The 17,652-nt window shown below is 59.5% G+C and carries 17 protein-coding genes; 3 read left to right on the top strand and 14 right to left on the bottom strand.

Annotated elements, in window-relative coordinates; genetic code table 11:
• Nucleotides 1-9: 9 nt before the first annotated feature.
• The 3 genes from HX873_RS01430 to HX873_RS01420 form a co-directional block, all read right to left on the bottom strand.
• A complete protein-coding gene (locus HX873_RS01430) occupies nucleotides 10-1,668 on the bottom strand; it encodes a Na/Pi cotransporter family protein (RefSeq protein WP_087694542.1) in 1,659 nt (552 codons plus the stop codon).
• A 214-nt stretch (nucleotides 1,669-1,882) separates the two neighbouring features.
• A complete protein-coding gene (locus HX873_RS01425) occupies nucleotides 1,883-2,650 on the bottom strand; it encodes a TerC family protein (RefSeq protein WP_003214768.1) in 768 nt (255 codons plus the stop codon).
• A gap of 65 nt (nucleotides 2,651-2,715) precedes the next feature.
• Nucleotides 2,716-4,023, bottom strand: coding sequence for a CitMHS family transporter (locus HX873_RS01420; protein ID WP_003214766.1), 1,308 nt, complete (start codon nucleotides 4,021-4,023; stop codon nucleotides 2,716-2,718).
• 272 nt (nucleotides 4,024-4,295) lie between these two features.
• Here HX873_RS01420 and HX873_RS01415 point away from each other — a divergent pair, with 272 nt between their 5' ends.
• Complete coding sequence (locus HX873_RS01415) at nucleotides 4,296-4,697, top strand: GFA family protein (protein ID WP_087694541.1); 402 nt, start codon at nucleotides 4,296-4,298, stop codon at nucleotides 4,695-4,697.
• On the opposite strand, the gene HX873_RS01410 is transcribed toward HX873_RS01415, so the two are convergent.
• The 11 genes from HX873_RS01410 to HX873_RS01360 form a co-directional block, all read right to left on the bottom strand.
• Nucleotides 4,694-6,655, bottom strand: coding sequence for a DUF4105 domain-containing protein (locus tag HX873_RS01410; RefSeq protein ID WP_087694540.1), 1,962 nt, complete (start codon nucleotides 6,653-6,655; stop codon nucleotides 4,694-4,696). The genes HX873_RS01415 and HX873_RS01410 overlap by 4 nt on opposite strands.
• A complete protein-coding gene (locus HX873_RS01405) occupies nucleotides 6,652-6,972 on the bottom strand; it encodes a DUF2388 domain-containing protein (RefSeq protein WP_003214760.1) in 321 nt (106 codons plus the stop codon). The genes HX873_RS01410 and HX873_RS01405 overlap by 4 nt, the downstream gene beginning before the upstream one ends.
• A gap of 26 nt (nucleotides 6,973-6,998) precedes the next feature.
• On the bottom strand, nucleotides 6,999-7,307 hold the full coding sequence (locus tag HX873_RS01400; RefSeq protein ID WP_008439654.1) for a DUF2388 domain-containing protein: 309 nt from the start codon (nucleotides 7,305-7,307) through the stop codon (nucleotides 6,999-7,001).
• Nucleotides 7,308-7,413: 106 nt separating this feature from the next.
• Nucleotides 7,414-7,734 (bottom strand): DUF2388 domain-containing protein, encoded by a 321-nt coding sequence (locus tag HX873_RS01395; protein WP_008439660.1) that lies wholly within the window; start codon nucleotides 7,732-7,734, stop codon nucleotides 7,414-7,416.
• Between the two features lie 151 nt (nucleotides 7,735-7,885).
• A complete protein-coding gene (locus HX873_RS01390; RefSeq protein ID WP_003214754.1) occupies nucleotides 7,886-8,080 on the bottom strand; it encodes a DUF1127 domain-containing protein in 195 nt (64 codons plus the stop codon).
• Between the two features lie 262 nt (nucleotides 8,081-8,342).
• Entirely contained in the window at nucleotides 8,343-8,558 is a 216-nt protein-coding gene (locus HX873_RS01385) for a DUF1127 domain-containing protein (RefSeq protein WP_003214752.1), read from the bottom strand.
• 318 nt (nucleotides 8,559-8,876) lie between these two features.
• On the bottom strand, nucleotides 8,877-10,370 hold the full coding sequence (locus HX873_RS01380; protein ID WP_087694539.1) for an acetyl-CoA hydrolase/transferase family protein: 1,494 nt from the start codon (nucleotides 10,368-10,370) through the stop codon (nucleotides 8,877-8,879).
• A gap of 179 nt (nucleotides 10,371-10,549) precedes the next feature.
• A complete protein-coding gene (locus tag HX873_RS01375) occupies nucleotides 10,550-11,986 on the bottom strand; it encodes an NAD(P)(+) transhydrogenase (Re/Si-specific) subunit beta (protein ID WP_003214748.1) in 1,437 nt (478 codons plus the stop codon).
• A complete protein-coding gene (locus HX873_RS01370) occupies nucleotides 11,983-12,306 on the bottom strand; it encodes an NAD(P) transhydrogenase subunit alpha (protein ID WP_008439664.1) in 324 nt (107 codons plus the stop codon). The genes HX873_RS01375 and HX873_RS01370 overlap by 4 nt, the downstream gene beginning before the upstream one ends.
• Nucleotides 12,307-12,321: 15 nt before the next feature.
• Complete coding sequence (locus tag HX873_RS01365; RefSeq protein ID WP_003214747.1) at nucleotides 12,322-13,443, bottom strand: Re/Si-specific NAD(P)(+) transhydrogenase subunit alpha; 1,122 nt, start codon at nucleotides 13,441-13,443, stop codon at nucleotides 12,322-12,324.
• 447 nt (nucleotides 13,444-13,890) lie between these two features.
• Nucleotides 13,891-14,790: a LysR family transcriptional regulator gene (locus HX873_RS01360; RefSeq protein WP_008439666.1), complete on the bottom strand. Its 900-nt coding sequence runs from the start codon at nucleotides 14,788-14,790 to the stop codon at nucleotides 13,891-13,893.
• 157 nt (nucleotides 14,791-14,947) lie between these two features.
• Between HX873_RS01360 and HX873_RS01355 the strand changes: the two genes are divergently transcribed.
• Together HX873_RS01355 and HX873_RS01350 are read left to right on the top strand one after the other, a co-directional pair.
• Entirely contained in the window at nucleotides 14,948-16,129 is a 1,182-nt protein-coding gene (locus tag HX873_RS01355; RefSeq protein ID WP_003214743.1) for an acyl-CoA dehydrogenase, read from the top strand.
• A 13-nt stretch (nucleotides 16,130-16,142) separates the two neighbouring features.
• Nucleotides 16,143-17,363 (top strand): CaiB/BaiF CoA-transferase family protein, encoded by a 1,221-nt coding sequence (locus HX873_RS01350; protein ID WP_102367845.1) that lies wholly within the window; start codon nucleotides 16,143-16,145, stop codon nucleotides 17,361-17,363.
• The last annotated feature ends 289 nt before the right edge of the window (nucleotides 17,364-17,652 follow it).

Raw genomic sequence — 17,652 nt, 5'->3', positions numbered from 1 at the left:
GTCGTACGTTCAGGGCGAATGGGTGATGTCGGCAATATCGTCCGCCGAGAGGGCGCCGGTGTCGGTGGTTTCCAGCACCACATAAGCGCTGCTGCAGAACAGCGAGTTGAGACGCTTCATGTCGGCAATCAGCTCCAGGTGCAAGGAACTGGTCTCCAGGCTCTGTACGATTTTACGTTGCAAGCGGCTGACGTGGGCGTGGGCCAGGCGACGCTCCTGGGCGCGGAAGCGGCGCTTTTCCCGCAGCAGTTGCCGGGCGCTTTCCGGGTCGGCACTGAGGAACACCGAGAGCCCCAGGCGCAGGTTGGCGATCAGTTGGGTTTGCAGACCCGCGAGTTCCTCCAGGCCGACTTCGGAGAATGAACGGCGCTGGGAGGTCTTTTGCTGCTGGACCTTGCGCAGCATGCGTTCGATCAGGTCGCCGGCCAGTTTCAGGTTGATCGACAGTTCGATGATCTCGGCCCAGCGTCGGCTGTCCTGTTCGCTGAGGTCTTCCCGGGGCATTTGCGCGAGGTAGAGCTTGATCGCGCTGTAGAGCGCCTCGACATCGTCGCTCAGGCTGCGCATTTCCTGGGTGATGGCGGTTTGCTTGCCGCGCAGCACCTCCAGCATCGAGGTCAGCATGTTGTCGATCAGGTCGCCCAGACGCAGGGTTTCGCGGGCGGCGTTGGCCAGTGCCAGGCTTGGGGTGGCGAGTGCTGCCAGGTCCAGGTGGCGCGGCTTGGCCAGGCCGTTGACCTCTTCGCGTTCCGGGAGCAACCAGGCGCACAAGCGGGACATCGGGCCGATGGTGGGCAGCAGGATCAGGCAGCGAGTAACGTTATAGAGCAGGTGGAAGGTGATCACCATGCCTTGGGCGCTGTAGTCCAGGTTATCCATCCAGCCGACCAGCGGGTCGAGTACCGGGATGATCAGCAGCAAGCCGATCAGCTTGTACAGCAGGCTGCCCAGGGCCACCTGGCGCCCGGCGGCGTTCTGCATGCTGGTGCTGAGGAAGGCCAGCACGCCGCTGCCGATGTTGGCGCCGATCACCAGGCCGATGGCCACGTGCAGGCCGATCACGCCGGCACCGGCGAGGGTCGCGGTCAGCAGGACGGCGGCCAGGCTGGAGTAGGAAATCATCGCGAACAGTGCGCCGACCAGGGCATCGAGCAAGATGTCGCCGGTCAGCGAGGCGAACAGGACCTTGACGCCCTGCGCGTGGGTGATCGGGCCCGCGGCTTCGACGATCAGTTGCAGCGCAAGGATGATCAGCCCGAGGCCGATCCCGACACGGCCCATCTGCCCGGCGCGTGTCTGTTTGCGCGACAGGAAGAAAATCACCCCGAGGAAAATCAACAGCGGCGACAGCCACGACAGGTCAAAGGTCAGCACCCGGGCCATCAGCGCGGTACCGACATCGGCACCGAGCATGGTCGCCAGGGCGGGCATCAGGCCCATCAGGCCCTGGCCGACAAACGAAGTCACCAGCATCGCCGTGGCGTTGCTGCTTTGCACCATGGCCGTCACCAGGATGCCGGCGATAAACGCCAGCCAGCGCTTGGACATGTTCTGCCCGATGACCTGGCGCAAGTTGGAGCCGTAGACCCGCAGGATGCCGGTACGGACGATGTGCGTGCCCCAGATCAGCAGGGTTACCGCGGAAAGCAGATTGAGCAGGGTCAGCATGCTGGGCCCCCTGTGTTGAGTCGTGCTCCAATCGGAGCAAGTGAATAGTGCCGCGTGCCGTTCTACGTCTTGTACTTAAGCTGTAGTTGGCGAATGGGCTCGGCGCCAGCATCGCATAGCTAAAGTCGGGATTGAAACAAAACTGTCATGAAATCAGCTTTTTGCAGATGAAAAAAAGGGGCTCTAAAGCCCCTTTTTCAGCAGCGGGTCCAGGTTATTGACCCGGAATGTCCTTGCGCAGTTTCACAGGGTCCTGCTGTTTCTTCTTTTTCGCGATGGCGGTACGCATCTTGATGTTCACCGCTTCAACCGCCAGGGAGAACGCCATGGCGAAGTAAACGTAGCCTTTTGGCACGTGAACGTCGAAGGCTTCGGCGATCAGCACGGTACCCACCACCAGCAGGAACGACAGCGCCAGCATCTTCAGCGACGGGTGTTTGTCGATGAAATCGCTGATGGTGCCGGCGGCCAGCATCATCACCAGTACGGCGACGATGATCGCGGCCACCATCACCGGTACGTGGGAAACCATACCGACGGCGGTAATCACCGAGTCCAGGGAGAACACGATGTCGATGATCGCGATCTGGATGATGGTGTAGATGAACTTGCCACCGGCGCCCTTCGGCTCGTCGTGGGTTTCGTCTTCACCTTCCAGGGCGTGGTACATCTCCTGGGAGCTTTTCCACAGCAGGAACAGGCCACCGAAGAACAGGATCAGGTCGCGGCCGGAAATGCCTTGGCCGAACACCACGAACAGATCGTCGGTGAGGCGCATGACCCAAGTGATCGACAGCAGCAACAGGATCCGCGTGACCATCGCCAGCGCCAGGCCGAAGATCCGGGTACGCGCCTGCATGTGCTTGGGCATGCGGCTGACCAGGATCGAAATCATGATGATGTTATCGATGCCCAGGACGATCTCGAGGGCCGTCAGGGTGAAGAAGGCAATCCAGATTTCCGGATTGGTCAGCCATTCCATGTGTATTCCTTTGAGCGAGTGTTAGACCGCGCCAGCCTTAAGAGCCGGCGCAGTGAGTTGTACGATTATAGAGTGCTGAACAGCGGAAAAATCCCCATCAGCAAAGCGGCGACCATTATGCACAGGCACACCAGCACCGCCCACTTGAGGGTGAAGCGCTGGTGATCGCCAAATTCGATACCCGCCAGGGCTACCAGCAAGTAGGTCGATGGAACCAGTGGGCTCAACAAGTGCACAGGCTGGCCAACGATTGAGGCGCGGGCCATTTCCACGGCAGTGATGCCGTAGTGGCTGGCGGCTTCGGCCAGTACCGGCAGAACGCCGTAGTAGAAGGCATCGTTGGACATGAAGAACGTAAACGGCATGCTCACCAGCGCGGTGATCACGGCCAGATAAGGCCCCAGCGCGTCAGGGATGACGGCCAGCAGGCTCTTGGACATGGCATCGACCATGCCGGTACCGGACAGGATGCCGGTGAAGATACCGGCGGCGAAGATCAGGCCGGTGACCGCCAGGACGCTGCCGGCATGGGCGGCGATCCGGTCTTTCTGCATCTGCAGGCATGGGTAGTTGACGATCATCGCGATACTGAAGGCCACCATGAACAGTACTGGCAGTGGCAACAGGCCGGCGATCAAGGTGCACATCAGGGCGAAGGTCAGTGCGCCGTTGAACCAGATCAGTTTCGGACGGCGGGCGTCCGGGTATTGCGAGACGCTGATTTCGCTGTGGTCGATTTCATCGCCTTGCAGGTGCAGCTCGCCCAGGCGTGCCCGTTCGCGCTTGCCGTACATATAGGCAATCACCAGGATGGCGACGACGCCGGCGGCCATGGCTGGAATCATCGGGACGAAAATATCCGATGGGTCCACGTGCAATGCACTGGCGGCGCGGGCGGTCGGGCCACCCCATGGGGTCATGTTCATCACCCCACCGGCGAGGATGATCAGGCCGGCCATGATCCGCGGGCTCATGCCGATGCGCTGGTAAAGCGGCAGCATGGCGGCCACGCAGATCATGTAGGTGGTGGCGCCGTCTCCGTCCAGTGATACCACCAGGGCCAGCACGGCGGTGCCGACCGAGACCTTCAGCGGGTCGCCCTTGACCAGCTTGAGGATCTTGCGCACGGCCGGGTCGAACAGGCCGGAGTCGATCATCAAGGCGAAATAGAGGATGGCAAACATCAGCATTACGCCGGTCGGCGCAAGCTTGGTGATGCCCGCGAGCATCATCGGGCCGATCTGCGGGGCAAAGCCGCCGAACAGCGCGAACAGGATCGGTACGATGATCAGGGCGATCAGCGCAGACAGGCGCTTGGTCATGATCAGGAACATGAACGTGATGACCATGGCAAAGCCAAGGAAAGTCAGCATAGGAATACTCCAGGCGTAGCGCGGCTAGGGAATGGCGAACCGGTTGGGTCAGCGCAGAACGAAAGGCACGAGGCGTACGGGTGGAGTCGGGGCAAACAGGCGGGTACGAGCGGACATCGGGAATCACCATTGTTGTTGTTAACAACCGGTCTGTTGCCGGTAGTGGTGGGCGATCCTAGTCCCGGAAGCTTTCAGCCAGCTTTCGCTTGAGAAACGGGCTACGTTGAATGGACGACTGGTCCTGTGTGAAATAAGGATGTGGGAGACAGAGCATGCATGAGCAACACCAAGGCGGCTGCCATTGCGGGCGGGTGCGTTATCAGTTCAGCGGGGCGTTGGTGGATATTGCCCACTGCCACTGTTCGATTTGCCGGCGGGTCAGCGGCGGCTTGGTGACAACCTGGATCACCCTGCCCCGTTCCGCGTTCGCCTGGGTGGCGGGAACGCCGGCGCAGTACGAATCTTCGCCGACATGCGTGCGGTATTTCTGTTCTAACTGTGGGGCGCATTTGGCGCTGGTAACGCAACTGAGTACCGAGAGTATCGATGTGACCATCGCAACCCTGGATCACCCGGAGCTGGCCCCGGCAGATCGGCACATCTGGGTAGAGAGCCGATTGCCGTGGTTACACCTGGATGAGCAACTACCGGAAGAAGCCGGAGAAGCGCTCTAGGGCAGTTCGAACCCGCCGGAGGCCTTGTGCAGTGCGCGCAAGTGCTCGCCTAGCTGCTTGAGGTTGGCTTCACATGCGGCAATCTCCGCCGCGCGGGCCGGTTCCAGCAGCGCCCTCACCTCTTTGTCCAGATCGCCGGTCAGCGACTGCAACTGCTTCTGGCGCGCGGCGCTCTCTGATTCCAGGCGTTTGGATTCTGTTGGTTGTGGCAAGCCGTAACCGCTGGTGCCCAGCAGCTCTGCCGGGCGACTGAGGAAGCCACTGTTGGCGAGGATCTGCTGCAACGTCGCGTTGGCCTTTTCCATGCCGCCGTTCTTCAGCTCGCGGGCGCCAAGGTAGCGTTGCTTGACTTCATCCTGGGCCAGCATGAGCTGCTTGCGGAAGCTCGCCTGTTCCAGCAGCAACAAGGCGGCGCTGGCGCGCAGGTCGGCTTCGGCGAACCATGGGCGGCGCTCTTCGGCACTCAGTGACAACCAATCCTCCACTTCAGCCTGTTTGATCGGCAGGCGCTTTTTCAACACCTCGAACATCGCCTGGTAGCGCTCGCGGAAGGAGTCGAAGTGATAGCCGAGGCGCAGCGCGCGTTTTTTGTCGTCCAGCACACTGGTATCGGCCAGGCCTCGGCCCTTGAGGACTTCCAGCAGGCCATTGGGCGTGATGTTGTCCAGGCCGGTCAGCTGCGGGTTGGCGCTGCCGCTGCGTAACAGTTTCAGGCTCTCTACTGCGCAGTTGTTGGAGATGAAGAAGTAGTTGCCGTCGTAGCTCCAGTGCATTTCGGCGGCGTGTTCGACGGTATCGTTGATCTCCTGGCGCGTGAGCTTCAACGGCACCGACGCCAGGCCGCGCAGCTCGGTCTTGGTGTACTCGTCAATGACCTGAGACAGCGGCAGCACGAACAGCCGCGACGGGTATTTGCCGATCAGGCCGTCCCAGCTCGACAGTTGTACGTCACCGACAAACGCGCGGTAGGACAACACCAGGTGCTGGTCCAGGTCCAGGCGGCAGTCCGGGCCCCGTGGCCGGCCGGGGGCGCAGATCACCAGGCGCAGCATGCTGTGGCCCCAGCGACTCACGAGGTTCTGGTTGGCTTCGGCCAGCAGGTAGTCGATTTCGTAGACGCGCTCGGGGTCGACCTGGCCCAGTGGAGTCTTGGCGAAGTCGTTGCCGGCGTTGAGGAAGGCGTAGGTTTTGGCACAGGTGTCCTGGGCGGGCGGCGCCCAGCCAAAGTGTTCCTTGTAATAGCGGTACAGCGAAGGCCGGCGGCAGGCATAGCTCGGGTCGAGGAGGAAGTACTCCATGTTGACGGCGACGAATTCCAGCGGGCTGGTGGTTTCGTAGATGTCCGGGCTGCGGGCGACCTGATGGTTATTCTGTTCACGTTCGCCGCGACGGCCAACGTATTGCGGCCACCCGGCGAGGTCCAGCAGGCGTGGGTCATCGCTGAGGGTAAAGCGGCGGTCGTTCTGGCCCCGGCATTGATCGGGCAGGCCGATCAGGCCGGTGATGTTGTTCTGGCGGCTGCAACGCTGGATCAGCTTGCGGTCGGCGCTGGACCACAGGCGGGCACGGTCATAGATGTGGGTCAGTTCATGCAGCACGGTGGCGAGCATTTCCCGGCGCACGGTGCCGTGGGGGCGATTGGTTTTTTGCGTCGCGGCACTGCCGTCGGTAAGGCTTTCCAGCAAGTTGCTGTTGAGGTCCAGTTCGGACACCAGCGAAGCCTGGCCGTAGGCGTTCTCGGGCATCTTGTCGGTCCAGCCGACGTCGATGGTCCGGTCCAGTTGCTCGATGAAGCGCGGCGGCAACGCCTGCATCGCTTCATCCAGCAATGCCTGGCTCGCCTGCTGCTGGGCCGGGCTCAAGCCATCGGTCTTGAGCCGCAGTTGCAGGGCGGCCTGAGCCGCGCTGGCGCCCAGCAGCAAGGTGCCGGCCAGTAGCCAGGCGGCAATGCGCCTCACAGAGAGAGGATAGCTTCGGCGAGGACCTGGTCGCTGGCGTCGCGGGCTTCCGGCACGCGGGTTCGCAGGGTGTCGAAGGCGGCTTCCAGTTGAGCGCCACGAATCTCGCCATTGCTGGCAACGAAACTGGCGGCATCGTCGTGGGCTTCGCGTACGACTTTGGAGTCGCGGATGGACGTGGTGGTGTCCGAGGTGAAATCGATGGTACGGGCCGAGGCTCGGACGATGATGTTACTGGTGGCCTTCAGGGTTTGTGCCTGGGCAACACCGGCCAACAACAGCAGGCCGAGAGCGGCGGCGATCAGCGGGCTACGCATGGAATGACTCCGAAATACAAAGATGATTATTGGACGAGAATTGCTTGCGCCAGTTCAAGGTCACTGGCGTTAAGTTTTGGCTGGGTATGGCGCAGATAATCCAGCGCTGATTCCAGTCGGGCTCCCCGCCATTGGCCGTCAGTGGCAATGAAAGCGGCAGCGTCATCCTGGGCGGCCAGTATCAGTTTATGGTCGAACGGTGCGGAGGTCACTTTGCTGGTGGCATACGCACTGACAACGAGGCTCTGGGTGGACAGGTCAAAGGCCGGAGCTTGCGTGGACCAGCAGGTGCAAAACACTACGGGAGCGATCAACAGGCGGTATGAAAAAGCCATGGGACTCGACAACTGAAAACGAGCGCCAAGGCTAGCGCAATGCCCGGGCGAGAGCCAGCGCGGAGGGTTCGGGGAGCGCCTGGCGCCCCCTTTATCCCACCTGCGGTCAGATGGCCAGGATCGCCTGGGCCAGTTGCGCGTCAGTCGCGGTATTCAGTTGTGGAGCCTGTTGGCGGATCTGGGCCAGGGCGCTTTCCAGTTTTACGCCACGGATGGCGCCTTCGCTGGCAACGAAGCTGGCGGCGTCGTCACGGGCGGCACGTACGACCTTGTTGTCACGCAGGGAGGAAGTGGCATCGGAGGTGGCGTCTGAGGTGGCTTTCAGTGCGCCGACGATCGAATCCGTGGTCACGATCAGGCTGGAGGCGTTGGCATTGGCAGCCAGGGCCAGCAGGGCTGCAGCGCTCAGCAGGTGAAGACGGGACATGGGGTGACTCCTGTAAATGAACGAAAGGGTGGCACAAAGCTACTGCTTGAGCAGCGAGACCATGGGCATCAGACGCCCGTTCTACAGGGTTCGCCACGTGGTAGCCGGATACTAGCCGCCGCTTATCTGTTCGGATAGCTTCCTGCGGTGATTACTCGCGCCAGAACGATTTGGCCAGCTCAGATGCCCGGTCGCCGTGACTGATACCCGCATCGGACAATTCCCGCGGATCCAGTTGAGCCAGCAGCCTGCGTGTGCGGGCCCGTTGCCCCCAGCAGACGAGTGCTGCAGCGGTGCGCTTGAGTAGCTGTATCAACCGAGGGTGTTGCTGGTTTTTGGTATTCATGACGCGCGCCTTTCATGAGGTCCTGGAACACCATCTTGGGCTGGAGGGTGCTACCGGTACAGATACACGCGGATTAAATTGTACTGCTTAATTGTTATATTTTTTAAACTGTATCGGTCTGTAGAAACCCGACTGTTTTCGCCATTGAAAATCCAAACCCCAGAAACAGCAGAACCCGCCGCCGGTTACCCGGGGCGGGTTCTGCTTTAACAATTCGGAGTGCTGGCGGTGGACCCGGTGGGTCAGGGCCAGCGGACGCTAATTAGCGCCAGAACGGCTTGCTCAGCTCTTCGTAGCGTTGTGCTTCGCTGATACCGGCGTCAGCCAGCAGACGCGAATCCAGACGAGCCAGTTGATGGCGGCTGGAGATGCGGCGCTGCCACAACATCAGGTTGGCGAGAACGCGCAGAGGCAGGGAAGCCTGGGTGTTTACAGCTTTTTCTTCGAAGAACAGATCGGAACTGAGTGTACGTTCCATGATGACATCCTTCCGCTTGTGGCGGGATTAGGTAGTGGTTTAACTGGTGCCAATGATCCTCCTCCCGCGCAAGACTCTCTAGATACAGTTCACCTGTATTGTGAGGGGCCAGTTAACTGTTTATAGGGGCTGTACTGTACGAAATTGGGGCAACTGTACCTGTCGGCACTTTTATGGTGCGTTTTAGGCGTTTATGGAGTTCGAGGTAGGATATTTCGGTAGGAAATGACCGGTACAGCAGTACAGTTTTTTATAAAAGTTGGGCTCGGAAGCTCGGGCTGATGAAACTGTGTTTGCATCAGCCCGAATCTGTATCAATCACGCCTTCAGCATATGCCCGGTTTCTTCCAGGTTGATGTGCCAACTCAGTGCTTCTCGCAGGATATGCGGGGTGTGCCCGCCCAGCACACAGGCTTGGGTGAAGTAGGTGTTCAGGGCATCGCGGTACGCCGGGTGCACACAGTTGTCGATGATGACCCGAGCCCGCTCCCGCGGCGCCAGGCCCCGCAGGTCCGCCAGGCCGACCTCGGTCACGAGGATGTCGACGTCATGCTCGGTATGGTCCACATGGCTGACCATTGGCACCACGCTGGAAATCGCGCCGGCCTTGGCAATCGACTTGGTGACAAAGATCGCCAGGTGCGCGTTGCGCGCAAAGTCGCCCGAGCCGCCAATTCCGTTCATCATCCGGGTGCCGCAGACGTGGGTGGAGTTGACGTTGCCATAGATGTCGAACTCCAGCGCGGTGTTAATGCCGATGATGCCCAGGCGCCGCACCACTTCCGGGTGATTGGAGATTTCCTGGGGCCGCAGCACCAATTTGTCTTTGTAGCGCTCCAGGTTGCCGAACACGTCGGCGTTGCGCCGTTCCGACAATGTGATCGAACTGCCTGAGGCAAAGCTCAGCTTGCCTGCGTCGATCAGGTCGAATGTGGAATCCTGGAGGACTTCCGAATACATCGTCAGGTCTTCGAAGGGCGACTCGATCAAACCGCACATCACCGCATTGGCAATGTTGCCGATGCCTGCCTGCAGCGGGCCGAGCTTGTTGGTCATGCGTCCGGCGTCGACTTCTTCTTTAAGGAAGTTGATCAGGTGATTGGCGATCGACTGGGTGTCGCTGTCGGGCGGCGTCACGGTGGAGGCCGAATCCGCCTGATTGGTGATGACGATCGCGACGATCTTTTCCGGCGGAATCGGAATCGCGGTGCTGCCGATACGGTCGTCCACGGCCACCAGCGGAATTGGCGTGCGGGTCGGGCGATAGCTCGGGATATAGATGTCGTGCAGGCCTTCCAGGTTCGGGTTATGCGCCATGTTGATCTCGACGATCACCTGCTTGGCGAAAATCGCGAAACTGGCGGAGTTGCCCACGGAAGTGGTTGGCACAATGTGGCCTTGCTCGGTGATCGCTACGGCTTCGATCACCGCGATGTCCGGTAGCTTGAGCTGATTGTTGCGCAGCTGCTCGACGGTTTCCGACAAATGTTGGTCGATAAACATCACCTCGCCGGCGTTGATCGCCTTGCGCAGGGTGCTATCTACCTGGAATGGCATGCGTCGCGACAGTACACCGGCCTCGGTCAGTTGCTTGTCCAGGTCGTTGCCCAGGCTGGCGCCGGTCATCAGGGTAATTTTCAGCGGTGATGTCTTGGCGCGTTCGGCCAAGGCATGGGGCACGGCCTTGGCTTCACCGGCGCGGGTGAAGCCGCTCATGCCGACGGTCATGCCGTCCTGGATCAGTGCGGCAGCGTCAGCCGCGCTCATGACCTTGTTCAACAACGAAGGCAAGCGGATACGATCACGGTACATGGATTGTTATCTCGGGCTACGGAAGCAAGATGCGCAGTCTAGTGATTTCAAAAAATTTCGTCCCGCTACCATGGTCGAATGCCAGGCAGCGATTTAGAGCCTTTTGTCGGTTTTTACCGGCAATAAAAAACCCCAGCCTACTAAAGGCCAGGGTTTTGGGTATTGCGCTGGCGCAGTGTTTATTCGACGGCCTTGACCATGTCTTCGATGACCTTCTTGGCGTCGCCGAAGACCATCATGGTCTTGTCCAGGTAGAACAGTTCGTTGTCCAGGCCGGCATAGCCGCTGGCCATCGAGCGCTTGTTGACGATGATGGTCTTGGCCTTGAACGCTTCGAGGATCGGCATGCCCGCGATGGGCGACTTGGGATCGTTCTTGGCGGCCGGGTTGACCACGTCGTTGGCGCCTAGCACCAGCACCACGTCGGCCTGGCCGAACTCGGAGTTGATGTCTTCCATCTCGAACACCTGGTCGTAAGGCACTTCTGCCTCGGCCAGCAATACGTTCATGTGACCAGGCATACGGCCTGCAACCGGGTGGATCGCGTACTTCACGGTCACGCCGCGGTGGGTCAGCTTCTCGGTCAGCTCTTTCAGCGCATGTTGTGCCCGTGCCACCGCCAGGCCGTAGCCCGGTACGATGATTACGGTGTCGGCGTTGGTCAGCAGGAAGGTTGCATCGTCAGCCGAGCCGGATTTCACCGGGCGCGCTTCTTTCGAGCCGGCCGGGCCGGCGGCGTCTGCCGTGTTGCCGAAACCGCCGAGCAGTACATTAAAGAAGGAGCGGTTCATCGCCTTGCACATGATGTACGACAGGATCGCACCGCTTGAACCCACCAGCGAACCGGCGATGATCAGCATCGAGTTGTTCAGCGAGAAGCCGATCCCCGCCGCAGCCCAGCCGGAGTAGCTGTTGAGCATCGAGACGACCACCGGCATGTCGGCGCCGCCAATCGGGATAATGATCAGCACGCCCAGCACGAACGCCAGGGCCAGCATCAATGCGAAGGCGCTGAGGTTGCCGGTGAACATGAAGGCCAGGCCCAGGCCCAGCGTCAACAGCCCCAGCACCAGGTTCAGCTTGTGCTGACCGCCGAACTGTACTGGTGCGCCCTGAAACAGGCGGAACTTGTACTTACCCGACAGCTTGCCGAAGGCGATGACCGAGCCGGAGAACGTAATTGCACCGATGGCTGCACCGAGGAACAACTCCAGGCGGTTACCGGCGGGGATCGAATCCCCCAGGTGTTTCACGATACCCAGCGACTGTGGTTCCACGACTGCGGCGATGGCGATAAACACTGCAGCCAGGCCGATCATGCTGTGCATGAACGCCACCAGCTCCGGCATCTTGGTCATTTCCACGCGCTTGGCCATGATCGAGCCGGCGGTGCCGCCGACCAGCAGGCCAACGATGACGTAGCCAATGCCGGCAGTGGCCAGCTCGGCGCCGAGCTTATAGATAAGGCCCACGGTGGTGAGCACTGCCAGCGCCATGCCGAGCATGCCGAACAGGTTGCCGCGCCGGGACGTCGTCGGGTGTGACAGGCCTTTAAGGGCCTGGATAAAGCAGATCGACGCGATCAGGTAGAGCGTCGTGACCAGATTCATGCTCATGACGATGGCGCCTCTTCTTTTGCTTTCGGGGCTTTCTTCTTGAACATCTCAAGCATCCTGCGGGTAACCAGGAAGCCACCGAACACGTTGACCGCCGCGAGGGCTACGGCCAGGGTGCCCATGGTCTTGCCCAGTGGTGTCACGGTGAGTGCGGCTGCCAGCATGGCGCCGACGATCACGATCGCCGAAATTGCGTTGGTCACGGCCATCAGCGGGGTGTGCAGGGCCGGGGTGACGTTCCAGACCACGTGATAACCGACATAAATCGCCAGCACGAAGATGATCAGGTTGTAGATACCGGGGGAAATAAGCTCTTCCATCGTCTGAATCCCTGCTTAGGCGTTTTTGCGGATGACTTGGCCGTCGCGGCACATCAGGCACGCGGCGACGATGTCGTCTTCGAGGTTGATTTCAAACTGCCCTTCCTTGGTGAAGACCAGCTTCAGGAAGTCCAGCAGGTTGCGTGCGTACAGCGCCGAGGCATCGGCGGCGACGGCGCCGGCCAGGTTGGTCGGGCCGCAGATGGTCACACCGTTTTCCACGACCACCTGGTCTGCCACGGTCAGCGGGCAGTTGCCGCCCTGGGCTGCGGCGAGGTCGATGACCACCGAGCCTGGCTTCATCTGAGCGACGGTCTCGGCGCTGAGCAGGGTCGGTGCCTTGCGGCCCGGAATCAGTGCGGTGGTGATGACGATGTCGGCTTGCTTGGCACGTTCATGCACGGCCAGGGCCTGGCGCTGCATCCAGCTTGTTGGCATTGGGCGCGCGTAACCGCCCACGCCAACCGCGCATTCACGTTCTTCATCAGTTTCGTATGGCACGTCGACGAACTTGGCGCCCAGGGATTCGATCTGTTCCTTTACCGCCGGACGCACGTCGGACGCTTCGATGACCGCACCCAGGCGTTTCGCGGTAGCGATCGCCTGCAGCCCTGCTACACCAGCTCCAAGAATCAGCACGCGAGCGGCTTTCACCGTTCCGGCGGCGGTCATCAGCATTGGCATGAAGCGTGGGTAGTGATGGGCGGCGAGCAGTACAGCCTTGTAGCCGGCAATGTTTGCCTGGGAAGAAAGCACATCCAGGCTCTGCGCGCGGGAGGTGCGCGGCGCGGCCTCAAGGGCAAAGGCCGTGATGCCATGCTCGGCCAGTCGGGTGATGGTTTCGTTGCTGAACGGATTGAGCATGCCCACCAGCACTGCGCCGCTTTTGATCAGCGTCAGTTCGCTGTCATTGGGGGCGACTACCTTGAGGATCAGCTCGGCGCCGAATGCATCACTGGCGTTGCCAATGGTTGCGCCTGCCGCTTCATAGGCACTGTCGACGACACTGGCATTGATGCCTGCCCCGCTTTGCACAGTGACCTTGTGGCCCTGGCCGATCAGCTTCTTGATGGTTTCCGGGGTGGCAGCCACCCGCGTTTCACCGGTCTGGGTTTCGAGAGGAACACCAATGTGCACGTCAAATCTCCTGCATGATCTTTTTGCTTTGATTTTTGTAAAAGGCCAGTGCGCCACGACAGGCGAATCTGGGCGGCCGATCAGCACGATCCCGCTGAAATACAGCGGGGCGCGGCATTTTGCAGGCGAACTTTACGGCCTTCAAGAGATTATGACGGGTGACGAAAAATTAACTACAAGTCACCCCGTGACCGATTGTCGCAATGGATAGATTAAAGTCGTTTAAATACAGGAGATTAAAGAGTTTTTACCGAAATATCATCGCATCTCCATCGCCGACGTGAATGTTTGGGCATCGCTGCAATTTTATGGCTACAGGCCAATACCTACATGGCTTAAAGGCCATTTCAGGGTCAAAAGATGCGGTCTTCTAAATTGCGACATATATATACATATGTAGGTATTTTATTTTGTTGACTACAAAGTTAATAAATTGACGAAGACCCTTTAGATATTGGGGTTGTAACGATGCGACTGATCAATCAGCCAGTCTCTGAACGCATGCAGAGAAGCTGATTCGACCTTTCTCTCGGGAATCATCAGGTAGTAAGCCTTTGAGCTCGCCAGTACCTGAGGGCTGGCAATCACCAAGTGCCCATCGCTCAGTTCCCTTTGAATAAGGAACGGCGGTATCAGTGCAATGCCCATATCGTGCATGGCTGCCTGGGACAACATGGAGAATAGCTCGTAACGCGGGCCTGTCATGTCGCGGGGTATGTCCAGCTGTTGCGCGTTGAACCACTGGCGCCAGGCATAGGGTCGAGTGGTTTGTTGCAGCAGGGGCAGTTCGGCGATTTCGTGTGCAGTGAAGTGCGTGCGACCGTCCAGCAAGCGCTGGCTGCATACCGGGAGCGGGTTTTCTCCCATCAGTTTGTGGGATTCGGTACCGGACCAGTCGGCATCGCCAAAGTAGATTGCCGCGTCGAATTCGGTATCGGCGAACAGGAAAGGCCGTGTGCGGTTGGTCAGGTTGACGGTGACTTCGGGATGCTGGTGCTGAAAGTCCTTGAGGCGTGGGATCAGCCATTGGGTGCCGAACGTCGGGACCACCGCCAGTTCAATAACGTTGGTGCCCTGCTGTCCCATGATCGAAAGGGTGTCGCGTTCCACGGCGTCAAGTTGCGTAGCCACCCGGCGACTGTAGGAAAGCCCTGCTTCTGTCAGTTTCACGCCCCGGCGCGAGCGTCGAAACAGCTCGACACTTAAAAACTCCTCAAGACTGGCGATTTGTCGGCAGATTGCGCCCTGGGTGATCGAAAGCTCCTGTGCCGCCTTGGTAAAGCTCTCGTGGCGGGCTGCAGCCTCGAAACTGACCAGCGCCGTGGTGCTGGGAATTTTTCTGCGCATGTACCGTGACCTCACAAGTAAAGAGCATCTATGCCGCTTTTGAATGTTACGGAGTGAGAAATTAGCACAAGGCTATGCAAAATCCTCGTTTGCCCTCCTCGCCTGCCCGGCCTAGGCTCCATGCACGACTTTTGATTTACTTCGCGAGGACTCACTCATGGGCGGTAAGGCAAGCTTCAACTGGATCGATCCACTGCTGCTGGATTCACAGCTCACCGAAGAAGAACGCATGGTGCGCGACAGTGCCCAACAGTTCGCCCAGGACAAGCTGGCGCCCCGTGTTCTCGAAGCCTTCCGCCATGAAAAGACTGACCCTGCGATCTTCCGCGAAATGGGTGAGACCGGCCTGCTGGGGGCGATGATTCCAGAGCAGTACGGTGGCAGTGGATTGAACTACGTCAGCTATGGCCTGATCGCTCGTGAAGTAGAGCGTGTGGACTCTGGCTACCGTTCGATGATGAGTGTGCAGTCCTCACTGGTGATGGTGCCTATCAATGAATTCGGTACCGAAGCGCAAAAGCAGAAATACCTGCCGAAGCTGGCCTCTGGTGAATGGATTGGCTGCTTTGGCCTGACCGAGCCTAACCATGGTTCCGACCCGGGCGCGATGATTACCCGCGCGCGCAAAGTGGATGGCGGCTACAGCCTCACTGGCAGCAAGATGTGGATTACCAACAGCCCGATTGCGGATGTGTTCGTGGTGTGGGGCAAGGACGATGCGGGCGACATTCGCGGCTTCGTGCTGGAAAAGGGTTGGAAAGGCCTGAGTGCTCCGGCGATCCACGGCAAGGTCGGATTGCGCGCCTCGATCACCGGTGAAATCGTCATGGATAACGTGTTTGTTCCTGAAGAGAACATCTTCCCGGATGTGCGTGGCCTGAAAGGACCGTTCACTTGCCTTAACTCGGCACGCTACGGGATCTCGTGGGGTGCCCTGGGGGCCGCGGAATTCTGCTGGCATACCGCGCGTCAGTACACCCTTGATCGCCAGCAGTTCGGGCGGCCTTTGGCGGCTACTCAACTGATCCAGAAGAAGCTCGCAGACATGCAGACTGAAATCACCCTGGCGCTGCAAGGATGCCTGCGGTTGGGTCGTATGAAGGATGAGGGCACTGCGGCTGTGGAAATCACCTCGATCATGAAGCGTAACTCGTGTGGCAAGTCGCTCGACATTGCCCGGATGGCGCGTGACATGCTCGGTGGTAACGGCATCTCGGATGAGTTCGGCATTGCCCGCCACCTGGTCAACCTTGAAGTGGTGAATACCTATGAGGGTACTCATGACGTGCATGCATTGATCCTGGGGCGAGCGCAAACCGGTATTCAGGCGTTCTATTAATAGGAGAACGACCATGGGCGCGCTTTCGCACCTGCGGGTACTGGATTTGTCGCGAGTGCTGGCGGGCCCTTGGGCCGGGCAGATACTTGCAGACCTTGGCGCTGAAGTGATCAAGGTCGAGCGGCCCGGGAATGGCGACGACACTCGTGCCTGGGGGCCACCCTTCCTCAAGGATGCGTATGGGGAAAACACCACTGAGGCGGCGTATTACCTGTCTGCCAATCGCAACAAGGAATCGGTGACGATCGACTTCACGCGGCCGGAGGGCCAGAAGCTGGTGCGTGACCTGGCGGCGAAGTCCGACATTCTGATCGAGAACTTCAAGGTAGGCGGCTTGGCGGCCTATGGGTTGGACTATGAGTCGCTCAAGGAGATCAATCCGGAGTTGATCTACTGCTCGATTACCGGGTTTGGTCAAACCGGGCCCTATGCGACGCGGGCGGGCTACGACTTCATGATCCAGGGGCTTGGCGGGCTGATGAGCCTGACTGGCCGCCCGGAGGGTGAAGACGGCGCCGGACCGGTTAAGGTTGGCGTGGCGCTGACGGATATTCTTACGGGGCTTTACTCGACAGTTGCGATCCTGGCGGCCATGGCTCACCGGGATCATGATGGTGGCGGCCAGCATATCGATATGGCGTTGCTGGATGTGCAGGTGGCTTGTCTGGCTAATCAGGCGATGAACTACCTGACGACGGGCGTCTCTCCAAAGCGCCTGGGTAACGCTCATCCGAATATCGTTCCCTATCAGGATTTTCCTACGGCGGATGGCGACTTCATTCTTACTGTGGGTAATGATGGGCAGTTCCGCAAATTTGCCGAAGTGGCTGGGCAGCCCCAGTGGGCGGATGATCCTAGGTTTGCTACTAATAAGCTGCGAGTGGCCAACAGGGCGGTGCTGATTCCGTTGATCCGTCAGGCTACCGTGTTCAAGAGCACGGCTGAATGGGTAGCTCAGCTGGAGCGAGTAGGTGTGCCTTGCGGCCCGATCAATGACTTGGCGCAGGTGTTTGCCGATCCTCAGGTAAAAGCGCGCGGGTTGGCGATGCAGTTGCCTCATGCGTTGGCTGGTACTGTGCCCCAGGTGGCAAGTCCTATGCGCCTGTCCAAGACGCCTGTTGAATACCGCAGCGCACCTCCGCTGTTGGGTGAGCATACCTATCAGGTGCTGCAGCAAGTGCTGGGTTTGACGCCAGCGAATGTGTCGGCTTTGAGGGAGGCCGGGGTCATCTGAAGCTTCTCTTCTATATAGAGGGTTGTTGAGGCTCTCTATATAGAGGGAAGTTGGTCGGTTTTTAGCCAGAAATGCCTATTTGATAGAAAAGCTGAATTAAGGGTTGACGGCAGATTCTGGAAGTCTATAATTCGCCCCACTTCCGGCGCAGTCGAAACGGAAAACTCCTTGGTAAACAAAGAGTTATGTAGGTTTCGACAGCGAGTTGCTTCAGATCATCGAAGCCCAGAAGGAGTTAGTAAGGCAGTGTTGTTTGGCCTTGTTAACGTTTCGATCTTCTCGGTCGAAA

Source organism: Pseudomonas sp. P7758 (assembly GCF_013386485.1).
Classification (GTDB): Bacteria; Pseudomonadota; Gammaproteobacteria; order Pseudomonadales; family Pseudomonadaceae; genus Aquipseudomonas.
The sequence above is the reverse complement of the archived record's forward strand: the minus strand, read 5'-3'. Positions and strand labels throughout refer to the sequence as shown.

Bases quoted from the DNA above. Each gene is read 5' to 3' on its own strand.
- HX873_RS01430 (WP_087694542.1), bottom strand. From the start codon at position 1,668: ATGCTGACCCTGCTCAATCTGCTTTCCGCGGTAACCCTGCTGATCTGG.
- HX873_RS01425 (WP_003214768.1), bottom strand. From the start codon at position 2,650: ATGGAATGGCTGACCAATCCGGAAATCTGGATTGCCTTCTTCACCCTG.
- HX873_RS01420 (WP_003214766.1), bottom strand. From the start codon at position 4,023: ATGCTGACTTTCCTTGGCTTTGCCATGGTCATCACGTTCATGTTCCTG.
- HX873_RS01415 (WP_087694541.1), top strand. From the start codon at position 4,296: ATGCATGAGCAACACCAAGGCGGCTGCCATTGCGGGCGGGTGCGTTAT.
- HX873_RS01405 (WP_003214760.1), bottom strand. From the start codon at position 6,972: ATGCGTAGCCCGCTGATCGCCGCCGCTCTCGGCCTGCTGTTGTTGGCC.
- HX873_RS01400 (WP_008439654.1), bottom strand. From the start codon at position 7,307: ATGGCTTTTTCATACCGCCTGTTGATCGCTCCCGTAGTGTTTTGCACC.
- HX873_RS01395 (WP_008439660.1), bottom strand. From the start codon at position 7,734: ATGTCCCGTCTTCACCTGCTGAGCGCTGCAGCCCTGCTGGCCCTGGCT.
- HX873_RS01390 (WP_003214754.1), bottom strand. From the start codon at position 8,080: ATGAATACCAAAAACCAGCAACACCCTCGGTTGATACAGCTACTCAAG.
- HX873_RS01385 (WP_003214752.1), bottom strand. From the start codon at position 8,558: ATGGAACGTACACTCAGTTCCGATCTGTTCTTCGAAGAAAAAGCTGTA.
- HX873_RS01380 (WP_087694539.1), bottom strand. From the start codon at position 10,370: ATGTACCGTGATCGTATCCGCTTGCCTTCGTTGTTGAACAAGGTCATG.
- HX873_RS01375 (WP_003214748.1), bottom strand. From the start codon at position 11,986: ATGAGCATGAATCTGGTCACGACGCTCTACCTGATCGCGTCGATCTGC.
- HX873_RS01370 (WP_008439664.1), bottom strand. From the start codon at position 12,306: ATGGAAGAGCTTATTTCCCCCGGTATCTACAACCTGATCATCTTCGTG.
- HX873_RS01360 (WP_008439666.1), bottom strand. From the start codon at position 14,790: ATGCGCAGAAAAATTCCCAGCACCACGGCGCTGGTCAGTTTCGAGGCT.
- HX873_RS01355 (WP_003214743.1), top strand. From the start codon at position 14,948: ATGGGCGGTAAGGCAAGCTTCAACTGGATCGATCCACTGCTGCTGGAT.
- HX873_RS01350 (WP_102367845.1), top strand. From the start codon at position 16,143: ATGGGCGCGCTTTCGCACCTGCGGGTACTGGATTTGTCGCGAGTGCTG.